Raw genomic sequence first — 17,200 nt, forward strand, 5'->3', positions numbered from 1 at the left:
CGGGGCCGGCCGTCGCCGCCGAACTGCCCTGGTGGCAGGCGGCCCTGGGCCAGGCCGCGCCGGCCTTCCCCGCCACCCGCAGCGGCGACCGCCGCCAACACGACCAGCTCTTCGACACCGCGCTCACCACCCGCCTGATCACCGATCTGCCGCGCCGCTGGCGGATCGGCGTCGACGAGGTGCTGCTCGCCGCACTCGCCGCCAGCCTCGCCGAGGCGGGTTCGCAACTGTTGGTATCTCTTGAAGGCCATGGTCGTGAAGAGGTTGTGGAAGGCGCCGATCTCAGCCGCACCATCGGCTGGTTCACCACCCGGTTCCCGGTGGTCGTGCCGGTGAGGGAGGATCCGGGCGACCTGCTCACCGGGGTCAAATCCGCCCTGCGATCGGTGCCGGTCAAGGGGCTGAACTGGGGCTGGCTGCGCCATGGCGCCGATCCGGCGCTGGCCGCCGCCGCCCGGGCGCTGCCCGCGCCCGATATCGGCTTCAACTATCTGGGTCGGTTCGGCGAGGCCGGGGCCGGTGACGGGGCCGACAGCCGCTTCGGCTTCTCACGAGAGGCCGCCGGCCGCTCGGTGGGGGTCGAGACACCGGCGGGCCTGGCGCTCGACGTGAACGCGATGGTGGTCGACGGCCGGCTGTCGGTGTCGTGGCGCCACGATACCGGCGCGCTTGGCCCCGACCGGCTGGCCGCCCTGGCCGGGCGTTTCGCGGTGCGGCTTGCCGCCCTCATCGACCACGCCCTTGCCAACGAGATGCGGGCCACCCCGCAGGATTTCGACATCGATATCGACCAGGACGCGCTCGACGACCTGCTCGCGGAGATCGACGGATGACCATGGACAGCCATCACCGCCACGACGACGCGCCGGACACGACCCCGGCCGCTTCCCTGCCTGGTTTCCGCGACAAGAGCAATGTGGCCGAGATCTTCTATCTGTCGGCGTTGCAGCAGGGCATGCTCGCCCATGCGCTGAAGGGCGGCGACGACGCCTACCACATCCGCCATGTCTTCGAAATCGCCGGGAATTTCGATCCCGAGCGCTTCGCCCGGGCCTGGGGCGCGGTGGTCGCCCGCCATGCCATGCTCCGCGCCGATATCCGCTGGCGCGAGATCCCGAAGCCCGTGCATATCGTCTATCGCCGCACCGCCGGTTCGCTCGCCACGGCCGACTGGCGTGGCCTCGACCCGGCGGCGCAGGCGGCGCGGCTGGATGCCGACCGGGCCACCGCCCGTGCGGCCGGCTTCGATTTCGCCCGCGCCGCCGATCCGGCCGTGCAGCTGATCCGCATCGCCGATGACCGCTGGTGGTTCACCTGGCGCTTTCACCATGTCCAGCTGGATGGCTGGAGCGTCGCCCGCATCCTGGCCGACCTGCTGGCCGCCTATCGGGGCGAGGCGCCGGCCGCCCCGGCGCCCTCGTTCCGCAGCCACATCAAATGGCTGGAGGGGCGCGACCTCGCCGCCGCCGATGCCTGGTGGCAGGCGGAGCTGGCCGGCGTCGAGGCCGCGACCCCGCTGCCCCCCGCCCTGGGGCCGTTCAGCGCGGGCCATGCCGAGCGTATCCGCCATCTGGAGGCCGATACCACCGCCGCCCTCGACCGGCTGGCCCGGCGGGCCGGCACCACGCTGTCGACCCTGCTTCAGGCCGCCTGGGGCTGGCTGCTCGCCACCCATGCCGGCACCGATACGGCGCTTTTCGGCGTCACCCTCTCGGGCCGACCGGCGGAACTCGACGGGGTGGAGCAGATCGCGGGCCTGTTCATCAACACCCTGCCGCTGCGCGTCACGCTCGATCGCAGCCTCAGCGTCACCGACTGGCTGGCGGCTGCCGGGCGGCGGATGAATGCGCTTCGCCCCCATGACCATGTGCCGCTCGCCCGCATCCGCGGCCTGGCGCCGGCGGTGGACGGCCCGCTCTTCGACACCATTCTGGTGGTCGAGAACTTCCCGGTCGATGCGGCCCTCGGTGCGGCGGACGGTGACATCACCATCCGCGTGCCCGGCCCGGCCATGCCCGATGACGGCGTCATCGCCACCGACGGCCGCAACCATTATCCACTCAGCCTGATCGCCGAAACCGGCCCGCGGCTGAAACTGGTTCTGGCCTATGATCTCGCCCGCTATGGCCATGACGACATCGCCCGGCTGATGGCGCAGCTGGTTCAGGTGCTGGCGGCGCTGCCCGCCGCCGCCGACCGGCCGCTCGGCTGCTTCTCCCCCTTCGGCGCGGCGCCGCGCCGGGCGTCGCCGGTGCCGGCCGCAGTGCTGCCCGACCATCTGGCGCGCCATGATCCGGCGGCGGTCGCGGTGGTCGACGGCGCCCGCGCCATCACCTATGGGGACCTCGCCCGCGATGCCGCGCGGCTCGCCGCCCGGCTCGGCGCGCTCGGGGTCAGGCCCGGCGACCGGGTGGCGCTGATCGCCCCCCGCTCGGCCGGGTTCGTTGCGGCGGTTCCAGGCATCTGGCGGGCGGGTGCGGCCTATGTGCCGCTCGACCCCGCGGCCCCGGCGTCACGCCTCGCCGATCAGATCGGCGATTGCCGGGCCCGCGCGGTGATCGGCCCCGATGGCGATCTGCCGGCCGATCCGGCCGGGTGGGGCGATGAGCAAGCCCCGGCCGTGCCGCTGCACCCGGCGGCCGAGGCCTATGTCATCTTCACCTCGGGCTCCACCGGCCGGCCCAAGGGCATCGCCGTGTCGCATGGCGCGCTCGCCGCCTATCTGGAGGGGCTGGTGGCCCGGCTCGCTCTCGGCAACGATCCGCTCCGGGTCGGCTGGGTGTCGACGCCGGCCGCCGATCTGGGCCATACCGCGCTCTTCGGCGCGCTCCGCCTCGGCGCCGAACTGCATATCGCCGACGAGGCGCGGATCTTCGATCCCGACCGCTTCGGCGCCTGGATGGCCGATCATGCCATCGATCTGATCAAGATCGTGCCGGCCCATCTGGCGGCCCTGCTGGAGGCGGCGGAGCCCGCCCGCATCCTTCCCCGCCGGGCGCTGGTGCTGGGGGGAGAGGCGCTGACGGCAGGGCTTGCCGCCCGCATCGCAGACCTCGCCCCCGGCTGCCGGCTGATCAATCATTACGGCCCCAGCGAAACCACCGTCGGCGTGCTCACCGACGAAGGCGGCACGGCCGATGCCGGCCGCCATCCTCTGGGGCGCCCCCTCGACCATGCCACGGTCCGCATCCTCGACCGTGCCGGCAACCCGGTCGCCCCGGGCATGGCCGGCGAAATCGTCATCGGCGGCGCAACGCTCGCCCATGGCTATGTCGGCCGCCCCGGCCAGACGGCCGAGCGCTTCATCCCCGACGACGCCGGCCTGCCCGGCAGCCGGGTGTATCTGAGCGGCGATCGCGGCCGCATGCGCGACGACGGCCGGACCGACTTCCTGGGCAGGCTCGACGATCAGGTCAAGATCCGGGGCTATCGCGTTGAACCGGAAGAGGTTGCGACCGTGCTGCGCAGTCTGCCCGGCGTCGCGGCTGCAACCGTGATCGCCCGTCCCGATGCCCATGGCCGGTTGCGGCTTCTGGGCTATGCCGCGGGTCAGGGGCTCGACGGCGCCGCCCTCCGCCAGGCGCTGGCCGACTGCCTGCCCGATGCGCTGGTGCCGGCGGCGGTGATGGTGCTGGACCGCCTGCCGCTCACCCCCAACGGCAAGATCGACCGCAAGGCACTGCCCGACGAGCCGGGCGCCGAGGCGGCGGCGGCGGCCCCCGCGACACCGGGCCCGCGCACCGCCACCGAAACCGCGCTTCATGCCATCTGGTGCCAGGTGCTGAAGCGCGACGATATCGGCGTCACCGACAATTTCTTCGCAAGCGGCGGCGATTCGATTCTCAGCCTTCAGCTGGTCGCCCGCGCCCGCAAGGCCGGGCTGAAGCTCACCCCCAAACAGGTCTTCGATCATCCCGAGATTGCGCGTCTGGCGGCGCTGATCGACGGCGCGGCACCGGCCGTCGCCCCGGCCGCGCAGCCGGACGCCCCGCGCCTGCCGCCCGAGCATGTCGCCGTTCTCGAAGCTTTGGCCCAAAGCGGGGTGGCCCAAAGCGGTGTGGCCCAAAGCGGGGTGGGCCAAAGCCTCGACGGCGTGACCGACATCCTGCCCGCCACCCCCGTGCAGCGCGGCATGATCTTCCACACGCTGGATGCCGGTCGCTCCGGCGTCTATGTCAACCAGCTGCGCCTCACCTTCCGCGGTCGCATCGATCCTGCCGCCCTCGATGCCGCCTGGGCGGGGGCGATCGCGCGCCATCCGGCCCTGCGCACCCGCTTCGAATGGCGCCATGGCGGCGACCTGCTCCAGATCGTGCATGAAGCGGCCGCGGCGCCGGTCACCGTGCTCGACTGGTCGTCTTTGCCGGCGGCGGCGGCCCTGGCGCGGATGGAAGACTGGCTGGCCGACGACATCGCCCGCGGCGTCGATCTGACCCGCGCCCCCGCCATGCGCCTTGCCGTGATCCGGCGTCCCGATGGCGGCGACGACCTGGTCTGGACCAACCACCACGCCATCACCGACGGCTGGAGCACCAGCCTGGTTCTGGCCGAACTCGCCCGTGACTATGCCGCGCGCATCGAGGGCCGCAGCATCGATCTGCCGGCACCGCCCCACAGCCGCAGCTATGCCGTCTGGCTTGCCGCCCAGCCCGACCCCGAGCCCTGGTGGCGCCGCCAGATCGCCCGCATCGACCGGCCGGCCCTGATCACCGAAGCGCTGATCACCAAAGCCCTAATCACCAATGGCCTGGCCGCCCCGGCAGAGGCCGCCCCCGACCACCATCAGCTGCGTGTCCTGCTCGACACCGACATCACCGACCGCCTCACCGCCGCGGCGCAGCGCGAACGGGTCACCCTCAACACCCTGATCCAGGGCGCCCTGGCGCTGCTGCTCGGCCGCTATGGCGGCCGCAGCCAGGCCGTGTTCGGCGTGACCCTCGCCGGCCGGCCGGCCGATCTGCCGGGGGTGGAGGCGATGGCCGGCGCCTTCCTCAACACCCTGCCGGTCTGGATCGACCTGCCCGCCGATGCCGCCCCCGGCCCCTGGCTGCGCGACATCCAAAAGTTGAATGCTGAACTCCGTTCAGTTGAATTTTCCAGCCTGACCGATGTCCAGCGCTGGTCGGGCCTTGCGGGTGACGGGCTGTTCGACACGCTGCTGGTGTTCCAGAACTTCCCCGTCGAGGCGGCACTGGCCGATCTCGAAACCCAGCTTGGGCTGGCCGATGCCGATGCCCGGACCCGCAGCCATTATGCGCTGGAACTGATGGTGGTGCCGGGCGACCGGCTGGATCTGCGCTGGAACCATGATGCCGCCCGTCTCGGCGACGCGCAGGTGGCGCAGCTGCACCGCCATTTCCTGCGCCTGCTCGACCGTCTGGCAGAGGGGGAGGGCGTGCTGGGCCGCATCGACATGCTCGATGCCGACGATTGCGCCGAACTGGTCCTGGCCCGCAACCGCACCGCCGAAGCCTGGGATCTGGATTGCCGCATCCACGACCTCATCGCGCCCTGGGCCGTCCGCAGCCCCGATGCCCCCGCGGTGATCGCCGCCGATGGCCGGGTGCTGGACCATGCCGGGCTGGATGCCGCCGCCAACCGGCTGGCCCATCGCCTTCAGGCCGCCGGCATCGGTGCCGACGCCGTGGTCGGCCTGTGCCTGCCGCGCGGGCCCGAGGCGGTGATCGCCATGCTGGCGGTGATGAAGGCGGGCGGCGCCTGGCTGCCGCTCGATCCGGCCCTGCCCGACGACCGCCTGGCCTATATGGTCGAAACGGCCGGTGCCCGGTTGGTGATCGCTGCGACCGATGCCGCGGCGCGGTTCCCCGCCCATCCGGTGATCGGCCCCGATGGCGGCGACCACCCGGCCACAGCGCCGCTCTGCCCGGCCACGCCCGACACGCTCGCCTATGTCATCTTCACCTCCGGCTCCACCGGCCGGCCGAAGGGGGTGATGATCCCGCATCGTGGGGCGGTGAACTATCTGCGCTATGGCGCTGCGGCCTATATGGATGCGGACACGGCGGAACCCGGCCGGGCGGCGGGGGCGGGCGCGCCGGTCAATACCGCGCTCGGCTTCGATGCCACCATCACCAGCCTGTTTCTGCCGCTGGTCACCGGCCGCGCGGTCCATCTTCTGCCCGAGACGGGGGAGATCGAGGCCCTGGCCGCCCTTCTCTCAGGCTCTCGTCTCTCAGGCTCTCATGACTTCAGCCTGGTCAAGCTGACCCCCGCCCATGTCGAGGCGCTGAACCATCTGAACCCGGCCGGCGCCTATGCCGGCCATGCCCGTGCCCTGATCATCGGCGGCGAGGCGCTGACCGCCGCGGCGGTGGCACCCTGGCTGGCCGACGCCCCGGCCACCCGGCTGATCAACGAATACGGCCCCACCGAAACCGTGGTCGGCTGTGCCGTGCATCAGGTCACCGCGGCCGATCTTGCCGGCGACATCATGCCGATCGGCCGGCCGATCGCCAATACCCGCCTGCTGGTGCTGGACGATGATCTCCGCCCGCTGCCCGACGGCGCGGCCGGGGGGCTCTATATCGGCGGGGCGGGGCTCGCCCGCGGCTATGCGGGCCGCCCGGGCCTGACCGCCGAGCGCTTCCTGCCCGACCCCTTCCACCCGGGGGCGCGTCTCTATCGCACCGGCGATCTGGCCCGCTGGCGGGAAGATGGCAGCCTGGACTATCTGGGCCGGCTGGACGATCAGGTGAAGATCCGCGGCCATCGCATTGAACCGGGAGAGATTCAGGCGGTGCTGGCCGCCCATCCCTCCGTCGCCCGCGCCGCGGTGATCGCGCGCCCGGGCCCCGCCGGCGCCCTGCGCCTTCTGGCCTATGCCGTGCCCAGATCCGCTGAGGCCGCCGATCCGGCGGCCCTGCTCGCCCATCTTTCGGCGCGGCTGCCGCATTACATGGTGCCGGCGCAGGTCATGCTGCTGGATGATCTGCCGCTGACCGTCAACGGCAAGCTCGATCGCCGGGCGCTGCCCGATCCCGACCGCCAGGCGGGGCAGGGCGTTGCCGCCGCCGACCCGCTTGAAGCGGCGCTGCTCGACATCTGGCAGGGCGTGCTGAACCGGCGCGATATCGGCGTCACCGATGATTTCTTCGATCTGGGCGGCGATTCGATCATGAGCCTGCAGGTGGTCGCCCGTGCCGCCCGCGCCGGCATCCGCATCACCGCCCGCCAGATCTTCGACCATCCGCGCATCGACCGTCTGGCGCGCGCCGCCCGTGCCGCCGAAGCCGCCGCCGCCGAGGCGGAAATGACCGGCACGCCCCTGCCGCTGACCCCCATCCAGGCCTGGTTCTTCGACCGCCATCCCGACGGCCCGAACCACTGGAACCAGTCGGTGCTGCTGCGCTCGCGTGAGGCCATCGACATCGCCGCCCTCGACCGGGCGCTGAAGGCGATCGTCGCCCGTCACGACGCCCTGCGCCTGCGCTTCGAAACCGACGAGGCCGGGCGCTGGCGGCAGCATGTGGCCGAAATCGAGACCGCGGATCTGCTCCGCGTCGCCCGCCTCGACGATGCCGCGGCCCTGGATGCGGCGGGGGATGCGGTGCAGGCCAGCCTGGACATCAGGACCGGCCCGCTGCTCCGCGCCGGCTGTTTCAGCCTCCCCGGTCACGGTGCCGAACCCGGTGGGGAACCGGGGGGCGACCGCCTGCTGATCGCCATCCATCATCTGGCCGTCGACGGCGTGTCGTGGCGCATCCTGCTCGACGACCTTCAGGCCGCCTATGATGCCGCGCTGGCCGGCCGGCCGATCGACCTGCCGGCCCCGCCCGCGGCCTGGAGCCGCCATGTCCTGCGCCAGGCGGGCCGCCTGGCCGATGGCGCGGCGCTCGGCGCCGAACTCCGCTGGTGGCAGGATCATCTCTCGGGGGCAGCCCCGGTCTGGGGTCCCGCCCGTTCCGGCGGCCGGCTGGAACAGGAACGGGTGGTGGCCGAAGCCGTCACCCGCCGCCTGCTCAGCGATGTGCCGCGCCGCTACCGGGTCACGGTCGAAGAGGTGCTGCTGGCCGGCCTTGCCCGCGCGCTCGGCCGGGCCACCGGCCGCGACAGCGTGCTGGTGGCGCTGGAGGGCCATGGCAGAGACGATCGCGCGGGGGAAAACGGCGGAGCCGATCTCTCCCGCACCATCGGCTGGTTCACCACCCATTACGACGTCGCTCTGCCGACCGGGAGCGATGAGAGGGGGGGCGACGATGCCCGCCTGCTGGCCGATCTGCGCAGCCGCCTGCGCAGCCTGCCGGCGCGCGGTGCCGATCGCGGCCTGCTGGCGCTGGCGGCAGACCCCGCCATCGTCGAAGCCGCCCGGGCGCTGCCGGCCGCCGATATCGGCTTCAACTGGCTCGGCCGCTTCGACGGCAGTCTGGAAGAGGGGGGGCGTTTCTCGCTCGGCACCGAAACCGCCGGCCGCAATATCGGCCGCCGCGGCCCCATGCGTCATGCGATCGAGATCAACGCCGCGGTGACCGACGGCCGGTTGCGCATCGGCTGGCGCCATGATCCGGCCGTCGTGACCGAAGCGGTGATGACCCGGATCGTCGAGGGCTTCGAAGCGGCGCTGACCGATCTCGTCAGCCATTGCCTGACCGCCGACCCGATCCCGGTCGCGGCCGATTTCCCGCTGGCAGCTCTGGATGAGGCCGGATTTGGCCGGCTTCAACTGGCGCCGGGCGAGGTGGAGGACATCTACCCCGCCACCCCCGTGCAGCAGGGCCTGCTCTTCCACAGCCTGCGCCATCCGGGGCAGGGGGTTTATGTCAACCAGCTGCGCGTCACGCTGGACGGCACGCCCGATATCGATGCGCTGGGCCGGGCCTTCGCCGCGGCGATGACCCGCCATCCGATCCTGCGCACCAGTTTCGACTGGCGCCATGGCGGCGCGGCGCTGCAGCTGGTCCACCGCCGCGTCACCCTGCCGATCGACGTGCATGAATGGTCGGGGGCAGAGGATTACGAGGCCGCACTGGCCGGCTGGCTGGCCGAAGACCGCGCCCGCGGCTTCGACCCCGCCATTGCCCCGCTGATGCGCCTGGCCCTGTTCCGCCGCCCGGATGGCGGGAACGATCTGGTCTGGACCCTTCACCATGCCTTGACCGATGGCTGGAGCACCGCCCGTCTGCTCCATGAAATCGCCCGCGACTACGAGGCCTTCACCGATCCGGAGCCGGCCGGCGCCGGTGCCGGCATTCCGGCCCCCACCCCCTATCGCGACTATATCGCCTGGCTGCTCCGCCAGCCCGACCCGGCGCCCTGGTGGCGGGCCCAGGCGGCACGCATCGCCGACCCGGCCGGCATCACCCAGGTACTGCCCCCGCCTGCCGGCATCTCCCCTGGCGCGCCGGTCCCCGCCACGCACCGCCTGGACCGCCCGGCGCCCGAAGCGCTGACCCGCGCCGTCGAGGCACTGGCGCGGCGCGAGCGGGTGACGCTCGCGACCGTTCTTCAGGGCGCCTGGGCGCTGCTGCTCGGCCGCATGGGCGGGCGGGGCCAGGCGGGATTCGGCCTCACCGTCTCGGGCCGCCCGGCCGATCTGCCGGGGGTGGAGCGCATGGCCGGGCCGTTCATCAACAGCCTGCCGGTCTGGATCGATCTGCCCCCCGCCGCCCGGCTGGGCGACTGGCTGCGCGACATCCAAAAGTTGAACGTAGAAATGCGTTCGGTTGAACACAGCAGTCTTGCCGACATCCAGCGCCAGACCGGCCGTTCCGGCGACGGCCTGTTCGACAGCCTGCTGGTGATCGAAACCTATCCGGTGGAAACCGCCGCCGGCGGCACCCGCCTCGGCGCCCGCACCCGCGCCATGTCGATGGTGGAGCGCACCCATTACCCGCTGGTGCTGGCGGCAGTGCCCGGGGCCCGGCCAGATCTACCCGGCACGAGGCTCGATCTGCGCTGGGGGTGGGATGGTGCGCGGCTGGCGGGCGATGCGGTCGCCCGTCTGGCCGATGCCTTCCTCGACCTGCTCACGGCCTTCACCGCCGCCGATGCCGCCCGGCTGCCGCTCGGCGCGGTGGCGCTGCCGGCACCGGTGCCGGCCCCGGCCGTCATCCACGATGTTCATCCGGTGCATGAGCGTTTCGCCGCCATCGCCGCCCGCCTGCCCGATCGCGAGGCGGTGGCCTGCGGCGACCGGCGCCTCGACTATGGCCAGCTCGATCGCTGGTCCAGCCGCATCGCCCGGGCGCTGCTGGCGGCGGGGGTGCGGCCCGAAACCCGGGTGGGCCTTGCGGTTGAACGCTCGGTCGGGCTGGTCGCGGCCATTCTGGGTGCGCTCCGCGCGGGCGCGGCCTATGTGCCGCTCGATCCCGACTACCCGGCCGACCGGCTGCGCCACATGATCACCGATGCCGGGCTCACCCTGCTGCTGGTCGGTCCCGAAGCGGCGCGACTGCTCGCACCGGTTGTGGAAACGCTTCCAAATGGTTGCAGGCTGATCGACGTCACCGCCCTCGACGCCCCCGACCCTCTCGACGACAGCCCGGTGACGATGCCGGTCCTGCCCGATCAGCTGGCCTATGTCATCTACACCTCGGGCTCCACCGGCCTGCCCAAGGGGGTCGGCATTTCCCATGCCGCGCTCAGCCGCCATTTCGACGACTTCATCCCGGCCTTCGCCTATGGGCCAGAGGATGCCGGGCTGCAGTTCTCGACGGTCAATTTCGATGCGGCGATCGAACAGATGCTGCCGCTGCTCACCCTGGGCGGTCGGGTGGTGCTGCGCGGGCCCGGGATGTGGTCGGCGGAAGAGCTGACCCGCGTGCTGGTCGCGGAACGGCTGACCATCGCCGACATTCCAACCGGTTTCTGGCAGCATTGGGCGCGCGACCCGTCGCTTCACCTGCCGCATCTGCGCCGGGTGACGGTCGGCGGCGAGGCGCTGCCGCCCGATGCGCTGGCGCGCTGGAAGGCCGGCCCCCTGGCGCATGTCCGGCTCGACAACCGCTATGGCCCCACCGAAGCCGCCATCTCGGCGCTTTATCACGAAACCCGGGCCGAAGACGGGGCCCGGCCGCCGGTGCCGATCGGCCGCACCTATCCCGGCCGCAGCGCCGTCATTCTCGGCACCGACGGCAGCCCCGTGCCCCTGGGCGGCATGGGTGAACTCTGCATCGGCGGCCCGGCGCTGGCCCGCGGCTATCTGAACCGCCCGGGCCAGACGGCGGAGCGTTTCGTGCCGGATCCCTTCGGGGCGCCGGGCGCGCGGCTCTACCGCAGCGGCGATCTCTGCCGCCTGCGCGAAGATGGTGTGGTGGTCTTCCTCGGCCGCATCGACGCCCAGGTCAAGCTGCGCGGTTTCCGGATCGAGCCGGGGGAGATCGAGGCGCTGCTCAGGGCCGAACCCGGTGTCGAGGATGCGGTCGTGGCGGTGCGGGGGGATCGCCTGCTCGCCTGGGTTGCGGGTGATGAGAAAATCGACCCAATAGAGTTGCGGTCTCGCCTCGCCGGGCACCTGCCCGGCTGGATGGTGCCGCAGCGGGTCATCCGCCTTGCCGCTCTGCCGCTTCAGCCCTCGGGCAAGATCGACCTCGCCTCCCTGCCCGAGCCCGAGACCCTGTCCGAGGCGGTCGCCCCGCGCGATGCGCTGGAGGCGCGCCTGCTCGGCCTCTGGCGGAAGGTGCTCGCCTCCGAGGACTTGAAAGGCGTGGGGGCGCTGGGCGTCACCGACGATTTCTTCGCGGTCGGCGGCGATTCGCTGAAGGCGCTGCGTCTGGCCGCTGCCGCCCGGGCCGACGGGCTGGACGGCCTCTCCCTCGAAGCCCTGTTCGAGACGCCGACCATCGCCGGCCTGGCCCGCCGCCTGGCCGAGGATCAGGCCCAGGCCCACCCGGCCGGGGCCACACCGCCCGCCGGCCTCCGCCGCCTCAACGGCCCGGCGCCGCAGCGTCTGTTCTGCATCCATCCGGGCTATGGGCTGGTGCGTGAATACCGCCACCTCGCCGCCGCCCTGGATGGCCGGGTAGAGGTCTGGGGCCTTCAGGCGCCGCGCCTCTCCGATCCCGCCTGGGCGCCGGCCGACCTGGCCGCACTTGCCCGCGACTATCTGGCCCGGCTGCGCCTGGTGCAGCCGGAAGGCCCGCTGCACCTCGCCGGCTGGTCGCTCGGCGGCTGGCTCGCCGCGGCGATCGCGGCCGAAGCCGACCGGGAAGACGGGCAGGGTGCTGCAACCCTTACCATTATCGACACACAATCAACCGTGCCTTCAGTTGCAACCGACCCCGCCGAGACCGCCAGCCGCATCCGCGCCTACCTGGCCGCCGGCAGCATCGGCGACCTCGCCGCCGAGGCCGCCAGCACCATGGGCACCGGCGATCACGACACCCTGGTCGCCGCCGCCGTCGACCTCGTGGGCCTGCACGCCCGCCTGCTCACCGGCTGGACCCTGCCGCGCCTGGCCCTCCCCGTCACCCTGCTCCGCGCCACCGCCGCCGGCCGGGCGCTCGACCCGGCCGGCTGGCACAACGCCGCCCCGGCCGGCCTCACCCTCCACGACCTCGCCGCCACCCACGACACCATCCTGGCCGATCCCGACACGGCCGCCCTGGTGCTGCACACCATCTCCGCCACGCCCCCACCCACCACCTGACCCCGCCGGCCCATCACCACCGCCTTCGTCCGGCACCGCCTTCGTCCGGCACCGCCTTCGTCCGGCACCGCCGTCGACCGTGGCCGCACCGTCCGACCACCACCACCGTTGACCGCCCCCGCACCGCCCGACCACCACCGCCCCTGTCCGACACCACCGCCGACCATGTCCGCACAAAAGAAACACCGTCATCCCCGCGAAGGCGGGGATCCAGGTAGGCCTCCACAGGAATGATCGATGACCGCTCGCGACCACCTCCCTGTCAGCCCCCTGCCGCTCCCGTCCTCCCGGCCGGCGCCCGGTTTGTCGGCGGTCTTCGCACGGCGACAAACCTGGATCCCCGCCTTCGCGGGGATGACGGTAGAGGGGGTGTGCGCAGGCGGGCAGGGGCGGCGCCGGACATGACCGCCGGAATGATCAATGACCGCTCGCGACCACGCCCCTGTCAGCCCCCTGCCGCCCCCGTCATCCCGGCCGGCGCCCACCATGTCGCCGTCCTCCACACGGCGGCAAACCTGGATCCCCGCCTACGCGGGGATGACGGTAGAGGGGGTGTGCGCAGGCGGGCAGGAGCGGCGCCGGACATGACTGCCGGGTTCTGCGGCAACGATCGAACGTGCCCGCCGCCTCGCCACCGTCCGCCACCGCCGTCGATCGTGTCCGTACCGTCCAACCGCCACCGCCACCGCCGCTGTCCGCCACCGCCGTCGACCACCCCCACACCGCCCAACCACCACTGCCCCTGTCCGACACCACCGCCGACCATGTCCGCACAAAAGAAACACCGTCATCCCCGCGAAGGCGGGGATCCAGGTAGGCCTCCACAGGAATGATCGATGACCGCTCGCGACCACCTCCCTGTCAGCCCCCTGCCGCTCCCGTCCTCCCGGCCGGTGCCCGGTTTGTCGGTGTTCTTCGCACGGCGACAAACCTGGATCCCCGCCTTCGCGGGGATGACGGTGGAGGGGGGGGTGCGCAGGCGGGCAGGGGCGGCGCCGGACATGACCGCCGGAATGATCAATGACCGCTCGCGACCACGCCCCTGTCAGCCCCCTGCCGCCCCCGTCATCCCGGCCGGCGCCCACCATGTCGCCGTCCTCCACACGGCGGCAAACCTGGATCCCCGCCTACGCGGGGATGACGGTAGAGGGGGTGTGCGCAGGCGGGCAGGAGCGGCGCCGGACATGACGGCCGGGTTCTGCGGGAACGATCGAACGTGCTCGCCACCGTCCGCCACCGCCGTCGATCGTGTCCGTACCGTCCAACCACCGCCGCCGCTGTCCGACACCGCCGTCGATCGTGTCCGTACCGTCCAACCACCGCCGCCGCTGTCCGACACCGCCGTTGACCATCCCCGCACCGTCCAACCACCGCCGCCCCTGTCCGACACCATCGCTGACCGTGTCCGCACAAAAGAAACACCGTCATCCCCGCGAAGGCGGGGATCCAGGTAGGCCTCCACAGGAATGATCGATGACCGCTCGCGACCACCTCCCTGTCAGCCCCCTGCCGCTCCCGTCCTCCCGGCCGGCGCCCGGTTTGTCGGTGTTCTTCGCACGGCGACAAACCTGGATCCCCGCCTTCGCGGGGATGACGGTAGAGGGGGGTGTGCGCAGGCGGGCAGGAGCGGCGCCGGACATGACTGCCGGGTTCTGCGGCAACGATCGAACGTGCCCGCCGCCTCGCCACCGTCCGCCACCGCCGTCGATCGTGTCCGTACCGTCCAACCGCCACCGCCACCGCCGCTGTCCGACACCGCCGTCGACCACCCCCACACCGTCCAACCACCGCCGCCCCTGTCCGACACCATCGCCGACCGTGTCCGCACAAAAGAAACACCGTCATCCCCGCGAAGGCGGGGATCCAGGTAGGCCTCCACAGGAATGATCGATGACCGCTCGCGACCACCTCCCTGTCAGCCCCCTGACGCCCCCGTCATCCCGGCCGGCGCCCACCGTGTCGCCGTCCTCCACACGGCGACAAACCTGGATCCCCGCATTCGCGGGGATGACGGTAGAGGGGGTGTGCGCAGGCGGGTGGGGGTGGTGTCGGACATGACCACAGGACTGACGATGAACGCCGCTCGCGACCACGCCCCTGTCAGCCGCCCGATGCCCTCGTCATCCCGGCCGGATGCCGCCTTCGCCCGGAGGACGATGACGGGGCCGTGGGCGGGCGGGCAGGGGGCGCGGGCAGCCGAACCGGCATCATCCTTCGCATCACATTCGGGAGACCCCGCATGACCGTGACACCCCTGCCCACCCGTTTCGTGCCGGAGGTTGCGGTCACCCCCGGCCCGGCCGCCGGCGAGGCGACGCTGCATCTGGAGGAGGTGGCCGATCCCGCCCTTCTGCTCGACGGGGCGGCGGCCCTGCTCGGGCGGCTGTCGGCCCGCCATCCCGCCGCCACCACCCTGGTTCTGGCCGGGGCGGGGTGGGCGGCGGTGGCGCCGGGGCTGCGTGCCCGCGGTCTGGCGCTCAGCGATCCGGCCGGGCGGCTGGTGCTGCCGGTCGATCTGCTCTGGCAGCAGCCGGCGGGTTTCGCACCGCAGGTGCCGCCCGTGCCCTATCCCGCGCGGCCGGTGCTCTCGGGCGCCTTCCGTCATCCGCAGCGCCCGCCCAAGCCCCAGGGCGAAGTCTATCGCCGCTTCGTGCCCTGGCTCGGCCTCGACATCTCGTTCCGCGCTGCCGGTCTGGATACCGATCTCGATCTGGTGCACCGCTGGATGAACGATCCGCGCGTCGCCGCGATCTGGGAAGAGGCGGGGCCGATCGACCATCACCGCGCCTATCTGTCGGGCCTGGTCGCCGACCCGCATATGATCCCGATGATCGGCTGTTTCGGCGACCGGCCCTTCGGCTATTTCGAGATCTACTGGGCGAAGGAGAACCGCATCGCGCCCTTTTACGATGCGCAGGATTACGACCGCGGCTGGCATGTGCTGGTCGGTGACGACAGCTTTCGCGGCCGCCAATACGTCGCCGCCTGGCTGCCCTCGCTGATGCATTACCTGTTCCTCGACGATCCGCGCACCACGCGCATTGTGGGTGAACCGCGGTCTGATCACAGCCAACAGTTGCGAAACCTGGATCGCGGCGGCTTCGCCCGGATCAAGGATTTCGATTTCCCCCACAAGCGCGCCACCCTGGTGATGCTGCTGCGCGAGCGCTTTTTCGGCGACCGGCTCTGGCTGCCCGATTTCGCGACCGCAAGCCCCGACATCTGGGCCGCCGCCGCCACCCCCGAACCGAGGACGATCGCCCGATGATCATCGACGACACCGCCGCCATGCTGGATGTGGCGGGCATCGGCTTCGGCCCCTCCAATCTGGCGCTGGCCATCGCGCTCGATGCGCTGGCGCCGGGCCGCCGGTCGTGCTTTTTCGAAAAACAGCCGGAATTCCGCTGGCATGGCGGCATGCTGCTGCCCGGCAGCCGGATGCAGGTCTCGTTCCTGAAGGATCTGGTCACGCTGCACGATCCCACCAGCCGCTTCACCTTCGTGAACTATCTCCACGCCCGCGGCCGGCTGGTGGACTTCATCAACCAGAAGACTTTTTTCCCCAGCCGGATTGAGTTCAACGACTATCTGTGCTGGGCGGCGGCGCAGTTCGAGGATCGCGCCACCTATGGAACGGAAGTTGTGGCTGTAGAGCCATTTACAACCAATGGCCGTCTCACCGCCTTCGCGATCCGCATTGCCGATGCCGCCGGGCGTGAACGGGTGGTGCGGGCGCGGTCTGCCGTCGTCGCCATGGGCGGCCGGCCGCGCATCCCGGAGCCCTTCCGCCCGCTGAAGGGGGAGCCGCGCCTGTTCCATTCCTCGGGCTATCTGCGCCATCTGGACCGCATCCGCCTGGCCGATCAGGCGGGTGGCCGGGTGGCGGTGATCGGTGGCGGGCAGAGTGCGGCGGAAATCTTTTCGGATATACGCAGCCGGTTTCCGCGCGTAAAAGTCGATCTGGTCCTCCGCGCCGCGGCGCTCAAACCCGCCGATGACAGCCCGTTCGTGAACGAGATCTTCAACCCCGGCTTCACCGATCTGATCTTCTCGCAGGCCCCCGCCCGGCGGCGGGCGGTGATCGATGAATTCCGCGGCACCAATTATTCGGTCGTCGATCTCGATCTGATCCAGGCGATCTATGAAGACCTCTATCAGCAGAAGGTGACGGGGGAAGACCGGTTGCGCATCCGTGCCGGCCAGCGGATCACCGGCGTCTCGGCCGGGGAGGGCGGCATCACGCTCGCCACCCGCGACACGCTTTCGGGGGCCGCTGCAACCGAAAGCTATCAGGCCGTCATCCTTGCCACCGGCTATGACCGCGATCTGCCGCGCGACCTTGTCGGCGCGCTCGACCCCCATGTCACCGGCTGGGAGCCGGACCGGCTTTATCGTGTGCCCATGGCCGATCCGTCCGGGCCGGTGCTGCATCTCCAGGGCGCCTGTGAGGACAGTCATGGGTTGAGTGACACTCTTCTTTCGGTTGTGGTGATCCGGGTGCATGAGATTGCCACCGCGCTGGCGGCGCATCTGGACCGGGTGGATGATGCGGCAGCCCCGGTGCGGCGGCCTGTACTGGCGGGGGCGGGTGGCTGA

The 17,200-nt window shown here is 71.6% G+C and carries 4 protein-coding genes (1 of these 4 running past the window's edge); all 4 read left to right on the plus strand.

Features of this window, described 5'->3' with window-relative positions; genetic code table 11:
* Window positions 1-833, plus strand: partial view of a non-ribosomal peptide synthase/polyketide synthase gene (locus tag P7L68_RS01775; RefSeq protein WP_371998719.1) — the 3' end only. 23,677 nt of this gene lie to the left of the window's left edge; only the last 833 of its 24,510 coding nucleotides appear in the window; its start codon lies beyond the left edge, outside the window; it ends in the stop codon at window positions 831-833.
* The gene (locus P7L68_RS01780; RefSeq protein WP_371998720.1) at window positions 830-12,604 is read left to right on the plus strand and encodes an amino acid adenylation domain-containing protein; all 11,775 of its coding nucleotides are present in this window, start codon (window positions 830-832) and stop codon (window positions 12,602-12,604) included. The genes P7L68_RS01775 and P7L68_RS01780 overlap by 4 nt, the downstream gene beginning before the upstream one ends.
* A 2,239-nt stretch (window positions 12,605-14,843) precedes the next feature.
* Window positions 14,844-15,872 (plus strand): GNAT family N-acetyltransferase, encoded by a 1,029-nt coding sequence (locus tag P7L68_RS01785; protein WP_371998721.1) that lies wholly within the window; start codon window positions 14,844-14,846, stop codon window positions 15,870-15,872.
* Window positions 15,869-17,200 (plus strand): lysine N(6)-hydroxylase/L-ornithine N(5)-oxygenase family protein, encoded by a 1,332-nt coding sequence (locus P7L68_RS01790; protein WP_371998722.1) that lies wholly within the window; start codon window positions 15,869-15,871, stop codon window positions 17,198-17,200. Before P7L68_RS01785 ends, P7L68_RS01790 begins: the two co-directional genes overlap by 4 nt.

The sequence above is a fragment of the Tistrella mobilis genome (assembly GCF_041468085.1).
Classification (GTDB): Bacteria; Pseudomonadota; Alphaproteobacteria; order Tistrellales; family Tistrellaceae; genus Tistrella; species Tistrella mobilis_A.

What these genes read in the sequence shown, in the direction of transcription:
- P7L68_RS01780 (WP_371998720.1), top strand. Translation starts at nt 830, where the DNA reads ATGACCATGGACAGCCATCACCGCCACGACGACGCGCCGGACACGACC.
- P7L68_RS01785 (WP_371998721.1), top strand. Translation starts at nt 14,844, where the DNA reads ATGACCGTGACACCCCTGCCCACCCGTTTCGTGCCGGAGGTTGCGGTC.
- P7L68_RS01790 (WP_371998722.1), top strand. Translation starts at nt 15,869, where the DNA reads ATGATCATCGACGACACCGCCGCCATGCTGGATGTGGCGGGCATCGGC.